The sequence below is a fragment of the Spirosoma endbachense genome (assembly GCF_010233585.1).
Lineage (GTDB): Bacteria > Bacteroidota > Bacteroidia > Cytophagales > Spirosomataceae > Spirosoma > Spirosoma endbachense.
This window is the reverse complement of sequence record NZ_CP045997.1, coordinates 4528000-4543939: the sequence shown is the minus strand read 5'-3', so window position 1 is coordinate 4543939 and position 15940 is coordinate 4528000. Positions and strand designations below refer to the sequence as shown.

The window sequence follows — 15940 nt, the reverse complement described above, 5'->3', positions numbered from 1 at the left end:
TATCATATACCGACTCGAACCGACCATACCCCTTTCTGAACTTCTTTAAAATGCAGAGACGGATGAAGTGGATTTGTTTTAAACAGCGTATAGTTTTTGTCTGCTAATTTCTGAATAGCTTCCGGTAATGCATAGTAACAATCCCAGAAATCCGGAGTTGACTTATACATCACAACGGACGAGTTAACCCCTGACGATTCTGGTCTTTTGCGCTATTTATAAGTGCATCCAGGCGACCAGCCTTAGCATCTTCTTCAATTTGTGTGTCCCATAACTGATTTTGTCGTTCGGCTAACCAGTCTGCTAATTCATGTACCTCCCTGACGGGAAGATTTTCGATAGCCTTTTCTATCTCCTGTACGCTCATAATTTTGCTGTTTTGGCTTCGTGTTCGGTCGTTTCCAGCTTGTTTTCCTGGTATTTCGACGGGCACTTCAGCAGAATTTTATTGCACTGGAAATGATCGCCCTGCATGGCACCGATCACCACGATCTGCTCCGAACGCTCGAAATCCTGTGGTTTAGGGCTATTGTAAACAACCTTCTGAGCCCGGTTATCATTATCGACCAGTGTAAACTCAAAGTGATTCGGGTCAATTTGCGGATTATAAAGCATATCGACCACCCGGCCCTGTCCGTCTTTCTGAACCTTGCCGACAACGTGAATCATTTTTTCATCACCGTCCTGGGCAAGTTCGGCGGCTTGTTTGAAGGTCACGTAGGAACTGGCATCACCCGCAGTTGCAACGATGATTCCAATGGCGAGGGCAATGACAACGATTCCGAAAATATGAGAGAGTTTCATGAAACAAAAAATTAGTAAATGAGCGAAAGACAAAATCAAAAACTAGAGTTTTATCCCTTGTTCACTCCGTTTTTTTTCTTTTACTTCCTTTTCTAACTTTCCAAGTTGCAGGTCTAATCGGATCAGGTAAATAATAATACCGGCAAATACGGCCGCAATGACCGCCACCACTACCCAAATTTTACCATCGGCCCGAAGCTTATCGGCCATCTCAACACCGTCTGAAACCGGCTGTTGAGCCATGAGATTCTGGCTGAGTAGGAGCAGGGCCGCCAGTGGGGCTTTTGTCAAAAAAGACAGTCGCATTTGAATAAGAAAAATATGTCTAAAAATTAACGTAAAAATAAAGCGAATCATTCCGACCTGGCAACTCAGAATTAGTCGTCCAGGGCCACTTTTATCCGCCGAAGCCTGACGCGCAGTTCGGTAACCCATACGCCAATGAGGGTAAGCCCTATGACAGCCGGATACAAAACGAGCCTGAGGCTGTTATCCATGTCATACTTTCCAAAAGCGGGGTTGCCTCCATTGCCCGGATGAAGCGAGTCGGTTAGACGCGGAACGATAAATATTAATGGAATAAAAACGGCAAAAGCAAAAATATTATAGACTGCCGAAATACGGGCCCGTCGCTGTTCATCGTCAAAAGACCCCCGCAGAATTAAATAAGCCAGGTACATGAGCATACCAACCGCAACGCTGTTTAGTTTGGGATCGTTAGGCCAGGGTTCGCCCCAGGTAAAATTGGCCCAGATCGAGCCTGTCAAACAGCCGAGCAGACCGAACAGAATGGCCGTATTGGCAAACTCAACGGCAACCAGATCGTCATCCAAACGTCCTTTACGTAAATAGCGGATCGAGTAAACGACCGACGCAATCAACAGAATAATCATGGCAAACCAGAGCGGTACGTGAAACGACACGTTTCGGATACTCTCGTTCAAAATTGGTTGCCGGGGCACCGGCCCAACCAGTCCCCAAATAATTACGTACGTCATAATGACGACCGCAAGAATTTTCCACCAGTTCTTTGTCATACTTGCTATGCGGACAGTCTACCCGCAGTTTTTCATTTAATAAACAGACCACCTGTCCGCATTACGCTAACTCCGCCATAAGAACGGAAACAGAAGCCATGACAATGTCAGTACAATGGCATCAATGGCGAGCACCGTTCCAATTTCGTCCCAGCTTGTGCTGCGATCAAGACCATCGAGCGCATTTTTCGAGATCTTCAGGAGCATCAGGAGCAAGGGCAATATAATCGGGAAACTCAGCACAGCCATGAGTGTTGCCGGATTTTCGGCCTTACTGGCAATACCGGAAACCAGCGTCAGCGAAGCCGCAAACCCGATGGCTCCCAGCACAAGTGTTAACAGATACAGCGGCACATCATTAACCGGATTGCCTAATACAAACGCATAAACGCTAAAGCCTAACAGCGCCAGTACAAGCATTAAAGCCGTATTGTACAGAATCTTTGAGATGATAATCTGTTGCGGACTGGCCAGTATATAATAATACAATTGCCGCCCGGCACGCTCCTGAACAAAGCTTTTGGCAATGGCATTAATGGCGGTAAACAACAGAATAATCCAAAACAATGTGTTCCAGACAATAGGCGTCAATTGGCCCCGTCGTGCGTTGAAGCTCAGGTAACAGACAAACACGGCCCCAACAATGTAAAGCAGCATCCCATTGAGTGCGTAGCGTTGCCGCCACTCCAGCAGAAACTCTTTCTGCATTAACGCACTCAACTGTCGTACTGATTCTGCCATGCTGGTTCCTTTAATTCTGCAAATTTACGGTGCAATGCTGATGCGGAAAAGAAATAGTTTTGCGTTCTGATATTCTTTCCGCAACCAAATGGATTATAAACCCACTCCTGAAGCGTTTCATACAATCCGAAGCCCGATTCGGGTACTTGTAGGTCAGCTGGTTAACCGAAGTACAGTTGTACAATGTATAGTAAACGAAACCTGAGCCTTTATCTAATCTACTTTTTATATGGTGTGTGCTACTGTATTCCTTTGTGGTGATCCTGGCCACTCTGTTTTTGTCTGTTACCCTGAACAGGAAATGGGTCGCAATCCCCTGGCTTCCGTTTCGCTCCCTGGCAGGGCCGTTTTCTTGTTGGCTTTCCTTAAAGCCAATCTACTGTAAGGTTGATTACTAGTAATGGATTATTCGACGATTTTAACCCTCTGTGGGTTCTCATTTCTTGCCGGCTTTGTGGATGCGATCATTGGTGGCGGTGGTTTGATTCAGACGCCGGCAATTCTTTTTTCACTACCTCAATACCCGGTTCCAACCCTGATTGGCTCGACGAAAATACCCTCCTTGTGTGGTAGTCTGATGGGGGCCTTTCAGTATAGCCGACGGGTAGCCGTTATTGGCAAATTTATTGGCCCTATGATGGTAATTGCATTTGGCGCATCATGGTTGGGTTCCTGGACATTAACCCGAGTGCCCAATAGTTTCATGAAACCGTTTGCGCTGGCTATTCTTATTGCCGTGTTTCTATACACGCTCACGAAAAAAGAGTTTGGTCAGGTGGTGAGTCAGCAAGTTTCTGCCCGGCAGCAGCGCCTGCGTATGTGGGGAATGGGTGCAGGCATTGGCTTCTACGATGGCTTTTTTGGTCCAGGAACCGGTAGTTTTCTGGTATTGGGATTTATCGCCCTTATCGGCTTCGATTTTCTCAAAGCCAGTGCCCATGCTAAATTAGTCAATGCCTCTACAAATTTGGCCAGCACCCTGTTTTTTATGAGCGAAGGTAAAATTCTCTATGCCGTTGCATTTCCGATGGCTGTAGCCAATTTGTCTGGCGCTTTTCTGGGTGCACGTTTGGCTATTCTGAAAGGGAATCAATTTATCCGCGTGTTTTTCCTGCTGATCATTACGGCCACAATCGTACGATTTGGCTGGGATTTGTTCGATTGACGGAAAAAACATTTCTTTGTTCCTGCCCTTGGATTCAAAAACTTTACGTTGTAATCTTGCGTTAATTAAACTGAATCTAAATAAAGGGGATTAGCCACCGACACCATGAGCAAACGTAGTGTTGCTGATTTGAAAATTGGCGAACGAGCCACCATTCAATCGTTTGATAACCAGTTAATGTCGCTCAAATTGCTCGAAATGGGCTGTTTGCCAGGGGCTGAAATATGTTTGAGTGGCAAGGCTCCACTGGGTGATCCGATCTGTTTGAATGTGTCGGGCTATTGTCTGGCCATGCGCAAATCCGAAGCCGCTACCATTTTTGTTGACTAGTTTATGGTTTGCGGGTTGGCTCCAGTACGCAACCACAAACTATAAATCACAAATCATAACCAGTTGAGTTCCCCCGTAATCGCCCTTGTTGGTAATCCGAATGCCGGAAAATCGTCACTGTTCAACCAACTGACCGGACTACGCCAAAAGACGGGCAATTTTCCTGGCGTTACAGTCGATAAAAAATCCGGAACGTGGGCCATCGATTCCCAAACCGTTACTACCGTTGTTGATCTGCCAGGAGTTTATTCGATCTATCCAAAATCGTTAGACGAACAACTCGTTACTGATATTCTGGCAAACCCCGCCCATCCCGATTATCCCGACGTTGCTATCGTGGTGGTCGATGCTTCCAATCTTCACCGAAATCTATTGCTTTTTACGCAGGTTGCCGACCTTGGTGTTCCGGTTATTCTGGCTTTGAATATGCTTGATGTGGCACGTCAGCAGGCTAAAGAAGTCAATGCCGTTCGACTTGCCATGCGGTTGGGTGTGCCCGTTGTACGTATCAATGCTCGTACTGGTGAGGGAATTGACCAGCTCAAGAAAGCTGTTCTTGGTCAACTGCATGAACCAGTACGTCAGGGGAAGTTATTTTTTGATCCAGCCGAAGAAGCCACTGAACTCATTACCGATACAAAAGCTCAGTATCAACTTAAAAACAATTATCTGGCACTACAGTACATCATTCAGCATGACGGTTTTACGTTTCTGAACCGGCAGCAGCAGGTTGGTCTTGATGCCATTATTGATAAATATCAGTTTAGTGAACCCACGTTTCAGGCGGGAGAGACCATTACACGGTACAAACGTATTGCAACCGTTGTTGCGGAAACCGTTACCGACCAACGACCAGCGAATCAATCGACCTGGACTCAGAAACTCGACCGTATTTTATTGCATCCGATTTGGGGATATGCGATTTTTGGGTTCGTACTGCTGCTGATTTTTCAGGCCATTTTTGCCTGGGCACAGCCCTTCATGGATGCGATTGATGCAGGTGTAGCCTGGCTCAACGGCCAATTAAAAGAAAGCCTTCCAGCCGGGCCTCTCACCGATCTGCTCACCGATGGAATACTGGCCGGAGTAGGTGGTATTCTGGTGTTTATCCCACAAATCGCGTTTCTCTTCCTGTTGGTTGCGCTGCTTGAAGAGTCTGGCTACATGTCGAGGGTGATGGTCATTATGGACCGCATTATGCGCAAGTTCGGGTTAAATGGACGAAGTGTTGTACCGTTAATTTCGGGCGTAGCCTGTGCGGTGCCAGCCATTATGGCTACGCGGAGTATAGGCACCCGCCGGGATCGACTCATTACGATTCTGGTAACTCCCCTGATGAGTTGTTCAGCCCGGCTGCCAATTTATACGATCCTGATTGCTTTAGTAGTACCAAGTCGACGCGTTCTGGGCTTGTTTAATCTACAGGGGCTTGCCCTGATGGGACTTTATCTTTTAGGCTTATTCAGCGCGCTGCTGGCGGCATATGCCCTAAAACTGGTACTTCGTAGTAAAGAACGTAGTTTCTTTATTATGGAACTCCCAACCTTCAAACTGCCCCGCTGGAACCACGTTGGCCTGACGGTTTGGGAAAGTGTCCGGTCGTTTGTCTGGGAAGCAGGACGGGTTATTCTGGCCATTTCGATCATTCTATGGGTGCTGGCCAGCTACGGCCCCGGCGACTCCATGCAACAGGCCGAAAATCAGACCCGGCGTCAGAATCCGGCGCTGACTACCGATGCGTTAGAAAACCTTGTCGCGTCCGAACGGCTTGAAGCATCCTATGCCGGGCATTTTGGCCATTTTATCGAGCCTGTCATTCGGCCACTGGGTTATGACTGGAAAATTGGTATTGCGCTGATCAGTTCATTTGCTGCCCGTGAGGTATTTGTTGGTACGATGGCAACAATTTACAGCATTGGCACTGGTGACGATGAAGGGGTCACTATTCGGGAACGACTACTTCAGGAGCGAAATCCTGAAACGGGTGGTCCCATGTATACACCAGCACTGGCCTGGTCTTTGTTGATTTTCTACGTTTTTGCGATGATGTGCATGAGTACACTGGCTGCCACCCAGCGCGAAACCAAAAGCTGGAAATGGCCTATGGTTCAACTGGTCTATATGATGGCGCTAGCGTATGTAACGGCTTTTGCAACCTATCAATTCATGCAATAGTGATTTGCCGACTTTGCGCAATCAGACTAATCCTGCCTGGCTACAAATAAAAATCCCCGTCAGCTTTTGACTGACGGGGATTTTTTATGATCAATACGTTTACCACAGTAATCCTTTTGAGATCAATGGGTAGATAAAATGATAGACGATATAGGCGAACAACGCAACCGTGAGGCCGCCTAAAACGGTGGTTTGATCGAAGGCTACTCTAGCCCTCCGCGAGGGGCGGCTTACCCGCCAGTCGCGCTGTGCTGTAGGTTTCATAAGTATTTGTCGTAAACTGTTATTCGCAATGCAAATTTGGGGCCGTGTTAGTCGACAGAACAGAGCGGAAACCCGGATTTTTGACAATGCGTATAACTACCTGATTTACTAGAAACCCTCTGTAAACGTGTTTATTAAACGGTAGTGAATACGAAACGAGATTATGTTACCATTTTTGAGTAATGTGGAATTTGTTCCACAAAAATGATACTACATTTCTACAAAATTAGTCCCATCGTAATGAATCGACTACGTCAGAAGCAGTCATTCCAATGGGACCTCGTTGTTCGGCGGCCCGATCGCCAGCCAGTCCATGGGAAAAAACCCCTAGTACGGCTGCTTCGATCGGGTCGTATCCCTGCGCGAGCAAAGCGGTCAGAACGCCGGTAAGAACATCGCCCGTTCCGCCAGTACTTAAGCCGGGATTGCCCGTTGAATTGAAGTGTATATCGCCGTCGGGTGTTGCAACGGCCGAATAGGCACCCTTTAAAACAACAATGACCTTGTATTTCTTGGCAAACTCACGAAGGATAGTCAGTTTTTGGTAATCATTGTCCCATTTTTCTGTAAGCCGCTCAAACTCCTTAGGATGGGGTGTCAGAATACTGTTTCTGGGTAATCTGTCGAGGAGATTACGGTTTTCTGACAGTAAATTCAGCGCGTCGGCATCGACCACAATTGGTTTCGTCAACGTTCGAAGCAATTCCCGAAACATAACCAATGTTTCGGGGGCCTTGCCTATACCGGGCCCAATCCCCACGGTTGCATATTCGGCAGGGTCCGAACTTTCGACCTCACTCTGGCCGGTTAAAACACGCTGATTTTTGTCTGGCCGGCACATGGCTTCGGGAACGGCCGTTTGTAGAACGGTATAACCACAACCTGGCACTTGTACTGTCAACAGGCCCACGCCTGATCGTAAACAGGCACGCGCGGACAATACAGCCGCACCAATCTTGCCATAACTACCCACAAAAAGCAGGGCGTGTCCAAATGAGCCTTTGTTCGAAAAGCGATCTCGTTTATGCAGTAGTAAACGGGCATCCCGCGCCTGGGTAAAATAATAGGGAGTAGGAGCGAGATCGATGTATCGTTTATGAAGTTGTATGTCTACTATTTGCCAATCACCTACATAACGACCGTTTTTGGGAAGTACGAACGCTAATTTTGGCAGCTGAAACGTAATCGTATAGTCAGGTTCAATGATAACGTCAGTCGGATCATTGGGTTGATCGGTATATAAACCACTTGCGATATCGACTGCCACAACCGTGGCCGGTGCCCGATTAATCGCTTCAATCGTGCTTCGGACAATGCCTTCGGCTGGGCGCGATAAACCAGATCCGAGAATGGCATCAATGACGATTTCGTTGTGACGTATGGCCGGAATATCGTGTGATAGCTCAATATAACGCACATTTTCCGTAACAAGCTTAAGCCGCCGATGGTTGTGCATAAAGTCATCCGATTCACGGGGGGCATACCGCACCACGTAAATTTCAATGGGATACTCACGTTCCAGTAAAAGCCGGGCAATGGCAAGCCCATCGCCCCCGTTATTGCCCAACCCGCAGAAGATTTTAGTTGTGGTTGTAGCCGGGAAGTGGTCAGCGAACCAGTCTACGAAAGCGAGCGCAGCCCGCTCCATAAGATTGATGGGAGCAATGGGTTCATGCTGGATTGTGGATTGATCGAGGGCACGAATCTGGTCAACATTGAGAATTTTCATCGATTTGGCGTCATTTACGCAAGGTAATTTCGCAAAAGTATTTTCTACTACTGAGAAATTTGCTATCTTTGCGGCTCATTTCGCAAATACTTATCTGGCGATTTATATACAGTCATGAGCGAGTTAATCAAATTAGTGGAGGCAGACAACGCGCAGCGTCGCGCCGATTTGCCCACGTTCCGGGCGGGCGATACGGTGAACGTACACGTCAAAATCCGCGAAGGAAATAAGGAGCGTATCCAGGTGTTTACGGGAACGGTGCTTCAGCGCCGGAATCCAAATAGCGCTGGCGAGACGTTTACTGTCCGCAAGGTATCGAATGGTATTGGTGTTGAGCGGATTTTTCCGGTCCTGTCGCCAAATATCGACAAAATTGAAGTGGTTCGTCTTGGTAAAGTACGTCGTGCACGGTTGTTCTTCCTGCGCGGTCGTCAGGGCAAGGCTGCACGTCTTAAAGAGCGTAAGCCAAAAGCAGTTGCTGCAGCTTAATCGCTTCTGAATAACCACAACGTTAGGAAAAGCTGCCTCTATGGGTGGCTTTTTTTGTATAATCACAACAGGCTCCGGCTGTTGTGTAAGGGCCTCTAGACATAATTGGAGCAGCCGGAGCCTGTTGCAAGCCGTGTATGAACTTCTTTAAATACCAGGGAACCGGCAACGATTTTATTCTGATTGACGATAGAGACGGCCAATTTCCGGCTACTGATCAGGCGTATGTCGAGCGGCTATGCCATCGGCGTTTCGGTATTGGGGCCGACGGATTGATCCTGTTACAGAACGATCCGGACTATGACTTCAAAATGGTCTATTTCAATGCCGACGGTGCGGAAGGTAGTATGTGCGGCAACGGAGGGCGTTGTATCGTCCGGTTTGCTCATGATCTGGGTCTATTCGAACGTGAAACGCGTTTTATGGCCGTTGATGGCGAACATACGGCCGTTGTTCTTGGTGACGATATATCGTTGAAAATGACGAATGTGTCGGGAATCAGCGATCGGGATGGATCGACATTCCTGAATACAGGCTCCCCCCACGTCGTTCAGTTTATCGATGATCTGGAATCATTCGATGTTGTTGCCGAAGGCCGTGCGATTCGCTATAGTTCATCCTTTCAGCCCGGCGGAACGAACGCTAATTTTGCGCAGGTGATCGATGAGCACACCGTGTTTGTCAGGACCTATGAACGGGGTGTCGAAGATGAAACCTATTCCTGCGGTACGGGCGTAACGGCGGTGGCGCTGGTGTCTCATCAACAGTTGCGTATGCCTGATCCGGTATTTATTCAGACCATTGGTGGCAATCTGCGCGTGTCGTTCAGTCCGGAGAGTGATGGTAGGTTTACAGCTATTCACCTCATTGGCCCGGCGAAGCGTGTTTTTGAGGGCGTTCTAACCATTTGACTAGACAGCTGGTTAAATAGAGTACTGGTTTTTTTTCGACGTTACTTACTTTTCGATGAATGATAGTTTATAAAACAAAAGCCTGGTTGCCCGCCATCTGGCATTTTCATACAGGACCTACCGCCATTGCGTTGCTACGCCGATTGGTAGTTGTTGGAATTTATGCAACACTGGTCACGGTTGGTGAATTGAATTTTATCGATTTTCGGCTGAAAGATACGCCTAGTTCATTTTTACAGGCGATGGGTATCCTGCTCAGTTTACTGCTGATTTTTCGTACAAACACAGCCTATGACCGATTCTATGAAGGTCGTCAGGCTTGGGGCGTTTTAGTAAATAACTGTCGAAATCTGGCCATTTATTTCAATGCTGTTCTGCCAGAGGGCGATACGGAAAGCCGGGCTTTTTTTGCAAAAGCGATCTCTAACTTCCCCTTCGCGCTTAAAAATCATTTGCGTGATATGTCAGGTGTCGATGAGCTGGATATGGTGGAAGAAGGTGAACGGCGTGATCTAAGTAACTTTGATCATAAACCCGCCGGAGTATCTAATCAGCTCTGGGTACGGACCGAGATCCTATATCGGGAGGGGCGCCTGTCTGAATCACAGCACATCAACCTGAATCAGCGCCTGACCACCCTGATGGATGTATGCGGGATTTGCGAACGGATCAAGAGTACGCCCATTCCGTTCTCCTACAATTTGTTTATCAAGCTGTTCATCATGATTTATGTAGGGATTTTACCATTCACAATCATCACGGCTTATGGTTACCTGACAATTCCGGCTGTAGTACTTACATCGTACGTTCTGGTTGGTCTGGAAATGATCGGAGAAGAAATTGAGGAACCCTTTGGTTTTGAACGCAATGACTTGCCTCTGAATCAGTTAAGTCAGTTGATCCGGGTAAACGTGCATGACATTCTGCAGATTTATTTGCCGCACGTTGAGAAGCAGGCAGCAAAACCCGGCTTCACGATCGTGACCTAGGTACACGCTATATATTATGACCAGTGCTATTGGAGGTTACCATAACCTACAGAATTTATTCTAAATCGATCAGTCTTCAGCTTCGATTATGCCACCGTGGAGGTGGTAAATAACTTTGTCCTGAAATTCGGGCTGGCGTAAAAAGTCCTTGGCCGCAACCCGGCTGCGCACACCGTTCGTGCAAATCACAATCAGCGTATCGTAGGGCAATAGCTCCGCTTTACGGGCTCGAATATCAGGCAGCGGAATATTTAGGCCGCCGATGTTAAATTCCTCAAATTCCCACTCGTCGCGCACGTCGATAATCGCCGTGTTTGCGTTCAGTCGCAGCATGTCGAGATCAGGAAGCGAAATGTCGGTGTAAGAATGCGTTGTCATACACTGGCATAACACTCAATTTTTACCAGCTGTTCAAGGTTGCGAACTATCGTTTGGCGATTGACAGAATCTCAATCTCGGCAACTTTAGGACGGCTTGCCCATCCACATTGTAAGTCAACCTGCTGCCCTGTTTCGGCAAAGCGGATCGTAACGGCGCGTTCCGACGAACTCACATTGATCGGAATAGTACTTAATGCCTTCTGTAAAATTGGCAGAGAGGCAACTGTAGGCTTGTACATCACGTCAACCGTCGATGAATCGCCTTTGTCGAGCCGCACAAATTCTTCACAGCCGTCAACTACCAGATTATTGGCGTAAATAAACGCTGGTTCTGTCCGTTCGGGACCTAAGTTCGTTGCTGTTTTCATCTGGCAGTTTAGTGTCGTGGCCAATAGTATGAATAAGAGTATTTTCATCAGTATAGTTTTGACTAAAGACCATTAATGACGAGAAAACGTTGTAAGAAGAGTGCAATATGAAGAAAGAATCTGTCAATCTGTCAGCCAGGCCCGTACTGGAACGAGATTTGAAGCCGCCCGTGTAAATCAATAATTGTATTAAATAAGACACTATGGAAGCCGTTCAGAATGAAAAAGGGCAGATTTCGATCCATACCGAGAATATCTTCCCGATTATCAAGAAGTTTCTCTATTCCGACCATGAGATTTTCCTGCGTGAATTGGTATCGAATGCAGTAGATGCTACTCAGAAATTACGCCAACTCGCTTCATTTGGTGAGTTTGGTGGTGAACTCGGCGAACTGAAAGTGACTGTTTCGCTCGATGAAGAAGCCAAAACAATTACCATCAGCGACAACGGTATCGGCATGACCGCCGATGAAATCAAAAAATACATCAACCAGATTGCCTTTTCGGGAGCTTCCGATTTTCTGGAAAAATATAAAGACAAAACCGACGACAAAGGCCAGATCATCGGGCATTTTGGCTTAGGTTTCTACTCGGCCTTTATGGTTGCCGAGAAGGTTGAAATTGTGACCAAATCCTACCGGGATACGGGCGATAATTCAGCGGCCCGGTGGATTTGCGACGGTTCGACGGAGTTTGAACTGACTCCTGCCGAACGGACTGAACGGGGCACCGATGTTATTCTGCACGTAGCACCGGACTCGGAAGAATTTCTGAATAAAGCCCGGCTACAGCGTATCCTGGATAAATATGCCCGCTTCCTGCCTGTGGCGGTTGAGTTCGATGGTAAGGTGGTGAACAATACGACCCCCATCTGGACTAAATCACCTTCGGAACTGACCGACGAAGATTACAAAACGTTCTATCGGGAGTTGTATCCAATGGGTGAGGAACCCTTATTCTGGATACACCTGAACGTCGATTATCCGTTCAATCTGACGGGTATCCTGTACTTCCCCCGGATTAAAAACGAACTCCGTTTTCAGCGGGAGAAGATTCAACTTTATAGCCGTCAGGTGTTTATTACGGATGAGGTGAAAGATGTTGTGCCCGACTTCCTGATGATGCTGCACGGCGTAATCGACTCTCCCGATATTCCGCTCAATGTGTCGCGTAGCTTCTTACAGGCAGATGCCAACGTGAAGAAAATCAATGGCTACATTACCCGTAAAGTTGCCGATAAACTCAACGATTTATTCAACGCCGACCGGAAAGCGTTTGAAGAGAAGTTCGATGATATTGGGCTGTTTATCAAATACGGTATCCTGAGTGACGACAAGTTTTGGGAGAAAGCTAAAAACTTCGTGCTGCTCAAAAATACGGAAGGGGAGTATGCCACGCTGGATGAATATCGAGAGAAAATTCAGGCAAACCAGACCGATAAAACCGATACGCTGGTATTCCTGTACACAACTGATCGTAAGCAACAGGACGCGTACATCGAATCGGCTCGTCGGCGCAGCTATGATGTCGTCTTGATGGATAATGTCATTGATCCTCACTTTATCAATGCACTGGAACAAAAGCTGGAAAAAGCACATTTCCAGCGAGTTGATGCGGATACGCTCGACAAGTTGATCGATAAAGGGATCAATAACGAAAGCGTTCTGTCGGAAGATGATAAAACAAAGCTGAAGGAATCCTTCGAGCAGGTTTTGGATAATAAACTGCTGAATGTGAGCGTTGAAGCCCAGCCTGTCGACGAGCTACCCGTTACCATTACGCTGCCTGAGTTTATGCGCCGGATGAAAGACATGTCGGCTTTATCGGGTGAGCAGTCTTTTTATGGTAACCTGCCCATGAGCTACAATGTGGTTGTAAATGCCAACCATCCACTGATTGGCAAGATCCTGTCCGAAACGGATGCCACTGCGCAGCAAGCTTTGGTGAAGCAGGTGTATGATCTGGCGTTACTGTCGCAGAACATGCTGACAGGAACTGAACTAACGGCGTTTGTTCGTCGGACAGTTGCTACTTTATAAGCATTGCCGGTTGGATAAATAGGTTTGAAAAAGGGCTATTCTATGCAGGATAGCCCTTTTTTTTTACTGGCCTGATAAAACAGTTAGCGTGCCTGTCTGTTCGGGTTGATCAGGTGCCGGACGCACCACAAAAGTATATAGACCCGGACCGACTGGATTGCCCCGGTAGGTGCCATCCCAGGGTTGTCGATAGGGTGATGCCTGATAGATAAGTTCACCCCAGCGATTATAAATCCGGACACTACAGGCCGGAAAGGCGCCTATACCGCTAAAAGCCCAGCTATCATTCAATCCGTCGCCGTTAGGGCTAAACGCGGTTGGAATAAATAGCCCCGGCAGTAAGTCGATCAATATCTCATCGGAAACGGGGCAACCACCATTTGTCCAGACTGTTACTTTGTAAACAGCTGTTTTTTTTGGCCTGACGGTTAGTGACGAACTAGTCGACAGTGGCTGTAAACCATCAGTCTCCCACGTATAGGTCAGATTAGGTCCAGTAGGTCCAGTCAATAGAACTGATCCTCCGGCCCTTACTTCCTGATCGGGTCCCAGATCAACAATGGGCAGGCGTAACACGATTAGCAGACGACTTGTGTCGGCCAGGCAACCGAATGAGTTTGTGACAGAATAATGGACAAGGTGTTGACCAACGCCCGCTTTCGCTGGATCGAAACGATCGCCAGTTACCCCCGGTCCGCTGAAGGTGCCACCCGGTGGTGATGCCGATAGGGGCAAAACGCTGGCCGTTGGTCCGCAGATCGGTGGTAGAGAATCGAGTAAAGGATGTGGCCTCGGATTGACATGCACACTGGCAGACGTTATGGCACATTGGGTCGGATCGGTTACCGTAACAACATAGTCGCCGGGGGGAGCGTGCTGTATGGATTGGCTCGTGTTAGGTAGAGTAACATTGTTTCGTAGCCAGCTATAATTCAAGCGGGATGTGCCGTCATTAGTAGTCGTAACGACGAGGTCATTGCCCTCGCAAAGCATCTGTCCTGCCTGCGCAGCTAACATAACTTTTTGGAGTGGCCCATTGGTTACCAGTATCGAATCATAGGAAATACAATTCGTGGTACTGTTGTAAATTTTCAATCGGTATTGCCCAGCCTGGTTAACCGTATATGTCCCATTCGTTGCGCCCGAAATCTCCTGATGACCAGCACTCCATTGGTACGTAAAGTCGGCCTGCTGATTTGCTGTTAGAACCAATGGCCGGGTTGGGCAAAGAACGGTATCAGGCGCATTGATGGTAGCCGGGGGAGAGGGTTTGAGAGTTAGTCGGAAAACCTCGGAGGCTGAATCCCGGGTGCAGATGATCGCAAAGCTCTTGATCACCGAATAGTCGCCCGGTTCAATAGCCCGTAACACCGATTTTGTTTCACCCGGCAGATTATAGCCGTCGCGTCGCCATTGGTAATTAAAGGTTGTATCCGTATCCGTTTTGAGCAACACGGCGCTGCCCTGGCAAAACTCCAGCGGTGATTGACCCGATGGATCAAGGGCGGCAACAGAGGGTTTCGGCGGAACCTGAGCCGAGCAGTCTACAACCAGAATCTGGTGATCCCGCCGAACCTCACCGATCTTGATGCCCTGCCGATATTCTTCACATAAAACAGTAAACGCAAACAAACCCAGCTGATCGGGTTGCACAGTGAGAACCCCTGAACTCCGGTCGATGCGAAGCGGAGGATTACCGGTAATAGCAACTTGCTCACTGTAGCCGGGCATCCAACGGAGCAGTCGATAAGCAGGAGAGTTTGGGGAATTATTGAAACCGGCGGGTTTATAAACGTTGTCGTTGTAAGGTGTTGTCAGGGAGTAGCGTAATTCGTCGCCATCCGCGTCAGTTGCCCGGAAAGCGAGCGAAAAAGGTTTGTTCAGACAGATATATTCGGCATTCGGTGTCAGGAAAACCGGCGACGAATTTCGGAATGGCGTACCGTTTTTTAACAGGGGAGGAAATGCCAGGTAATAAATCATGCCGGATGCTTCCGGAGTTCTGATATTCACGACGTTTTTATTCCGGCAACATTTCTCCCAGACCACATAATAGCCTGCCGGGTCACTGAACTGACTGGCATCTAATTGGACCTGTGCGGAATAGCGAACTTCGGACGTTTCCAGGCCACGAGTTCGGGCGCAAGCCGGGTTGGCATATACCAGTAGCAGTCGCCGAACGAATTTTAGCGTATAATCGCCCATCAACTGGTTATCCTGGCTGCGAAATATGGATACGATGATGCTGGGTTCTATGACAGCGTCGGGACCTTTGCTGGCTTCATCGATATACAAATTCAAACTCAGCTGAAACTGGTTCGGTTTATCAGTAGCCACAAATTCAATATTACCTCCCGCTATGTGAGAAGCAGAAGCCGTTTGAACTGCTATCAGGCAAAATAGCAACCAGCCAGGTAGCCATAGAACGTTGTTCATATCGCATTGTCACCAAACTTCAGCGTTCATTGGGAAATCAAGAAACATAAAGATGACCTTGTGGTGACTAAAAGTCAGCAACA

At 47.8% G+C, this 15940-nt stretch carries 18 protein-coding genes; 7 read left to right on the top strand and 11 right to left on the bottom strand.

Annotated features, from left to right (window positions below):
- Positions 1 to 2: 2 nt before the first annotated feature.
- The 6 genes from GJR95_RS42175 to GJR95_RS18340 form a co-directional block, all read right to left on the bottom strand.
- Entirely contained in the window at positions 3 to 170 is a 168-nt protein-coding gene (locus GJR95_RS42175; RefSeq protein WP_232541236.1) for a hypothetical protein, read from the bottom strand.
- Positions 170 to 367 (bottom strand): hypothetical protein, encoded by a 198-nt coding sequence (locus GJR95_RS18360; protein WP_162387248.1) that lies wholly within the window; start codon positions 365 to 367, stop codon positions 170 to 172. The genes GJR95_RS42175 and GJR95_RS18360 overlap by 1 nt, the downstream gene beginning before the upstream one ends.
- Positions 364 to 804, bottom strand: a complete 441-nt coding sequence (locus GJR95_RS18355; protein WP_162387247.1) for a cytochrome c maturation protein CcmE domain-containing protein — start codon at positions 802 to 804, stop codon at positions 364 to 366. The genes GJR95_RS18360 and GJR95_RS18355 overlap by 4 nt, the downstream gene beginning before the upstream one ends.
- Positions 805 to 846: 42 nt before the next feature.
- A complete protein-coding gene (locus tag GJR95_RS18350) occupies positions 847 to 1110 on the bottom strand; it encodes a CcmD family protein (protein ID WP_162387246.1) in 264 nt (87 codons plus the stop codon).
- 71 nt (positions 1111 to 1181) lie between these two features.
- The gene (gene ccsA / locus GJR95_RS18345; protein WP_162387245.1) at positions 1182 to 1841 is read right to left on the bottom strand and encodes a cytochrome c biogenesis protein CcsA; all 660 of its coding nucleotides are present in this window, start codon (positions 1839 to 1841) and stop codon (positions 1182 to 1184) included.
- A gap of 66 nt (positions 1842 to 1907) precedes the next feature.
- The gene (locus GJR95_RS18340) at positions 1908 to 2582 is read right to left on the bottom strand and encodes a heme exporter protein CcmB (RefSeq protein ID WP_162387244.1); all 675 of its coding nucleotides are present in this window, start codon (positions 2580 to 2582) and stop codon (positions 1908 to 1910) included.
- A gap of 400 nt (positions 2583 to 2982) precedes the next feature.
- On the opposite strand from GJR95_RS18340, the gene GJR95_RS18335 reads away from it, so the two are divergent.
- From GJR95_RS18335 to feoB, 3 genes are all read left to right on the top strand, one after another.
- A complete protein-coding gene (locus GJR95_RS18335) occupies positions 2983 to 3747 on the top strand; it encodes a sulfite exporter TauE/SafE family protein (RefSeq protein ID WP_162387243.1) in 765 nt (254 codons plus the stop codon).
- A gap of 105 nt (positions 3748 to 3852) precedes the next feature.
- Entirely contained in the window at positions 3853 to 4077 is a 225-nt protein-coding gene (locus GJR95_RS18330; protein WP_162387242.1) for a FeoA family protein, read from the top strand.
- 63 nt (positions 4078 to 4140) lie between these two features.
- Positions 4141 to 6252, top strand: a complete 2112-nt coding sequence (gene feoB, locus GJR95_RS18325) for a ferrous iron transport protein B (RefSeq protein ID WP_162387241.1) — start codon at positions 4141 to 4143, stop codon at positions 6250 to 6252.
- A gap of 99 nt (positions 6253 to 6351) precedes the next feature.
- On the opposite strand, the gene GJR95_RS41710 is transcribed toward feoB, so the two are convergent.
- Positions 6352 to 6516 (bottom strand): hypothetical protein, encoded by a 165-nt coding sequence (locus tag GJR95_RS41710; protein ID WP_167211881.1) that lies wholly within the window; start codon positions 6514 to 6516, stop codon positions 6352 to 6354.
- Between the two features lie 226 nt (positions 6517 to 6742).
- On the bottom strand, positions 6743 to 8245 hold the full coding sequence (locus tag GJR95_RS18320) for an NAD(P)H-hydrate dehydratase (protein WP_162387240.1): 1503 nt from the start codon (positions 8243 to 8245) through the stop codon (positions 6743 to 6745).
- Between the two features lie 114 nt (positions 8246 to 8359).
- Here GJR95_RS18320 and rplS point away from each other — a divergent pair, with 114 nt between their 5' ends.
- The 3 genes from rplS to GJR95_RS18305 all read left to right on the top strand — a co-directional run bounded on the left by rplS (position 8360) and on the right by GJR95_RS18305 (position 10634).
- Entirely contained in the window at positions 8360 to 8734 is a 375-nt protein-coding gene (rplS, locus tag GJR95_RS18315; protein ID WP_162387239.1) for a 50S ribosomal protein L19, read from the top strand.
- Between the two features lie 137 nt (positions 8735 to 8871).
- Positions 8872 to 9645 (top strand): diaminopimelate epimerase, encoded by a 774-nt coding sequence (gene dapF, locus GJR95_RS18310; protein WP_162387238.1) that lies wholly within the window; start codon positions 8872 to 8874, stop codon positions 9643 to 9645.
- Between the two features lie 59 nt (positions 9646 to 9704).
- Positions 9705 to 10634, top strand: coding sequence for a bestrophin family protein (locus GJR95_RS18305; RefSeq protein WP_162387237.1), 930 nt, complete (start codon positions 9705 to 9707; stop codon positions 10632 to 10634).
- A 69-nt stretch (positions 10635 to 10703) separates the two neighbouring features.
- Here GJR95_RS18305 and GJR95_RS18300 read toward each other — a convergent pair whose 3' ends face one another.
- Together GJR95_RS18300 and GJR95_RS18295 are read right to left on the bottom strand one after the other, a co-directional pair.
- Positions 10704 to 11012 (bottom strand): rhodanese-like domain-containing protein, encoded by a 309-nt coding sequence (locus GJR95_RS18300; RefSeq protein WP_162387236.1) that lies wholly within the window; start codon positions 11010 to 11012, stop codon positions 10704 to 10706.
- Between the two features lie 46 nt (positions 11013 to 11058).
- A complete protein-coding gene (locus GJR95_RS18295) occupies positions 11059 to 11382 on the bottom strand; it encodes a hypothetical protein (protein WP_162387235.1) in 324 nt (107 codons plus the stop codon).
- 203 nt (positions 11383 to 11585) lie between these two features.
- Between GJR95_RS18295 and htpG the strand changes: the two genes are divergently transcribed.
- Positions 11586 to 13421 (top strand): molecular chaperone HtpG, encoded by a 1836-nt coding sequence (gene htpG, locus GJR95_RS18290; RefSeq protein WP_162387234.1) that lies wholly within the window; start codon positions 11586 to 11588, stop codon positions 13419 to 13421.
- Between the two features lie 63 nt (positions 13422 to 13484).
- Here htpG and GJR95_RS18285 read toward each other — a convergent pair whose 3' ends face one another.
- The gene (locus GJR95_RS18285; protein ID WP_162387233.1) at positions 13485 to 15857 is read right to left on the bottom strand and encodes a T9SS type B sorting domain-containing protein; all 2373 of its coding nucleotides are present in this window, start codon (positions 15855 to 15857) and stop codon (positions 13485 to 13487) included.
- Between the last annotated feature and the right edge of the window lie 83 nt (positions 15858 to 15940).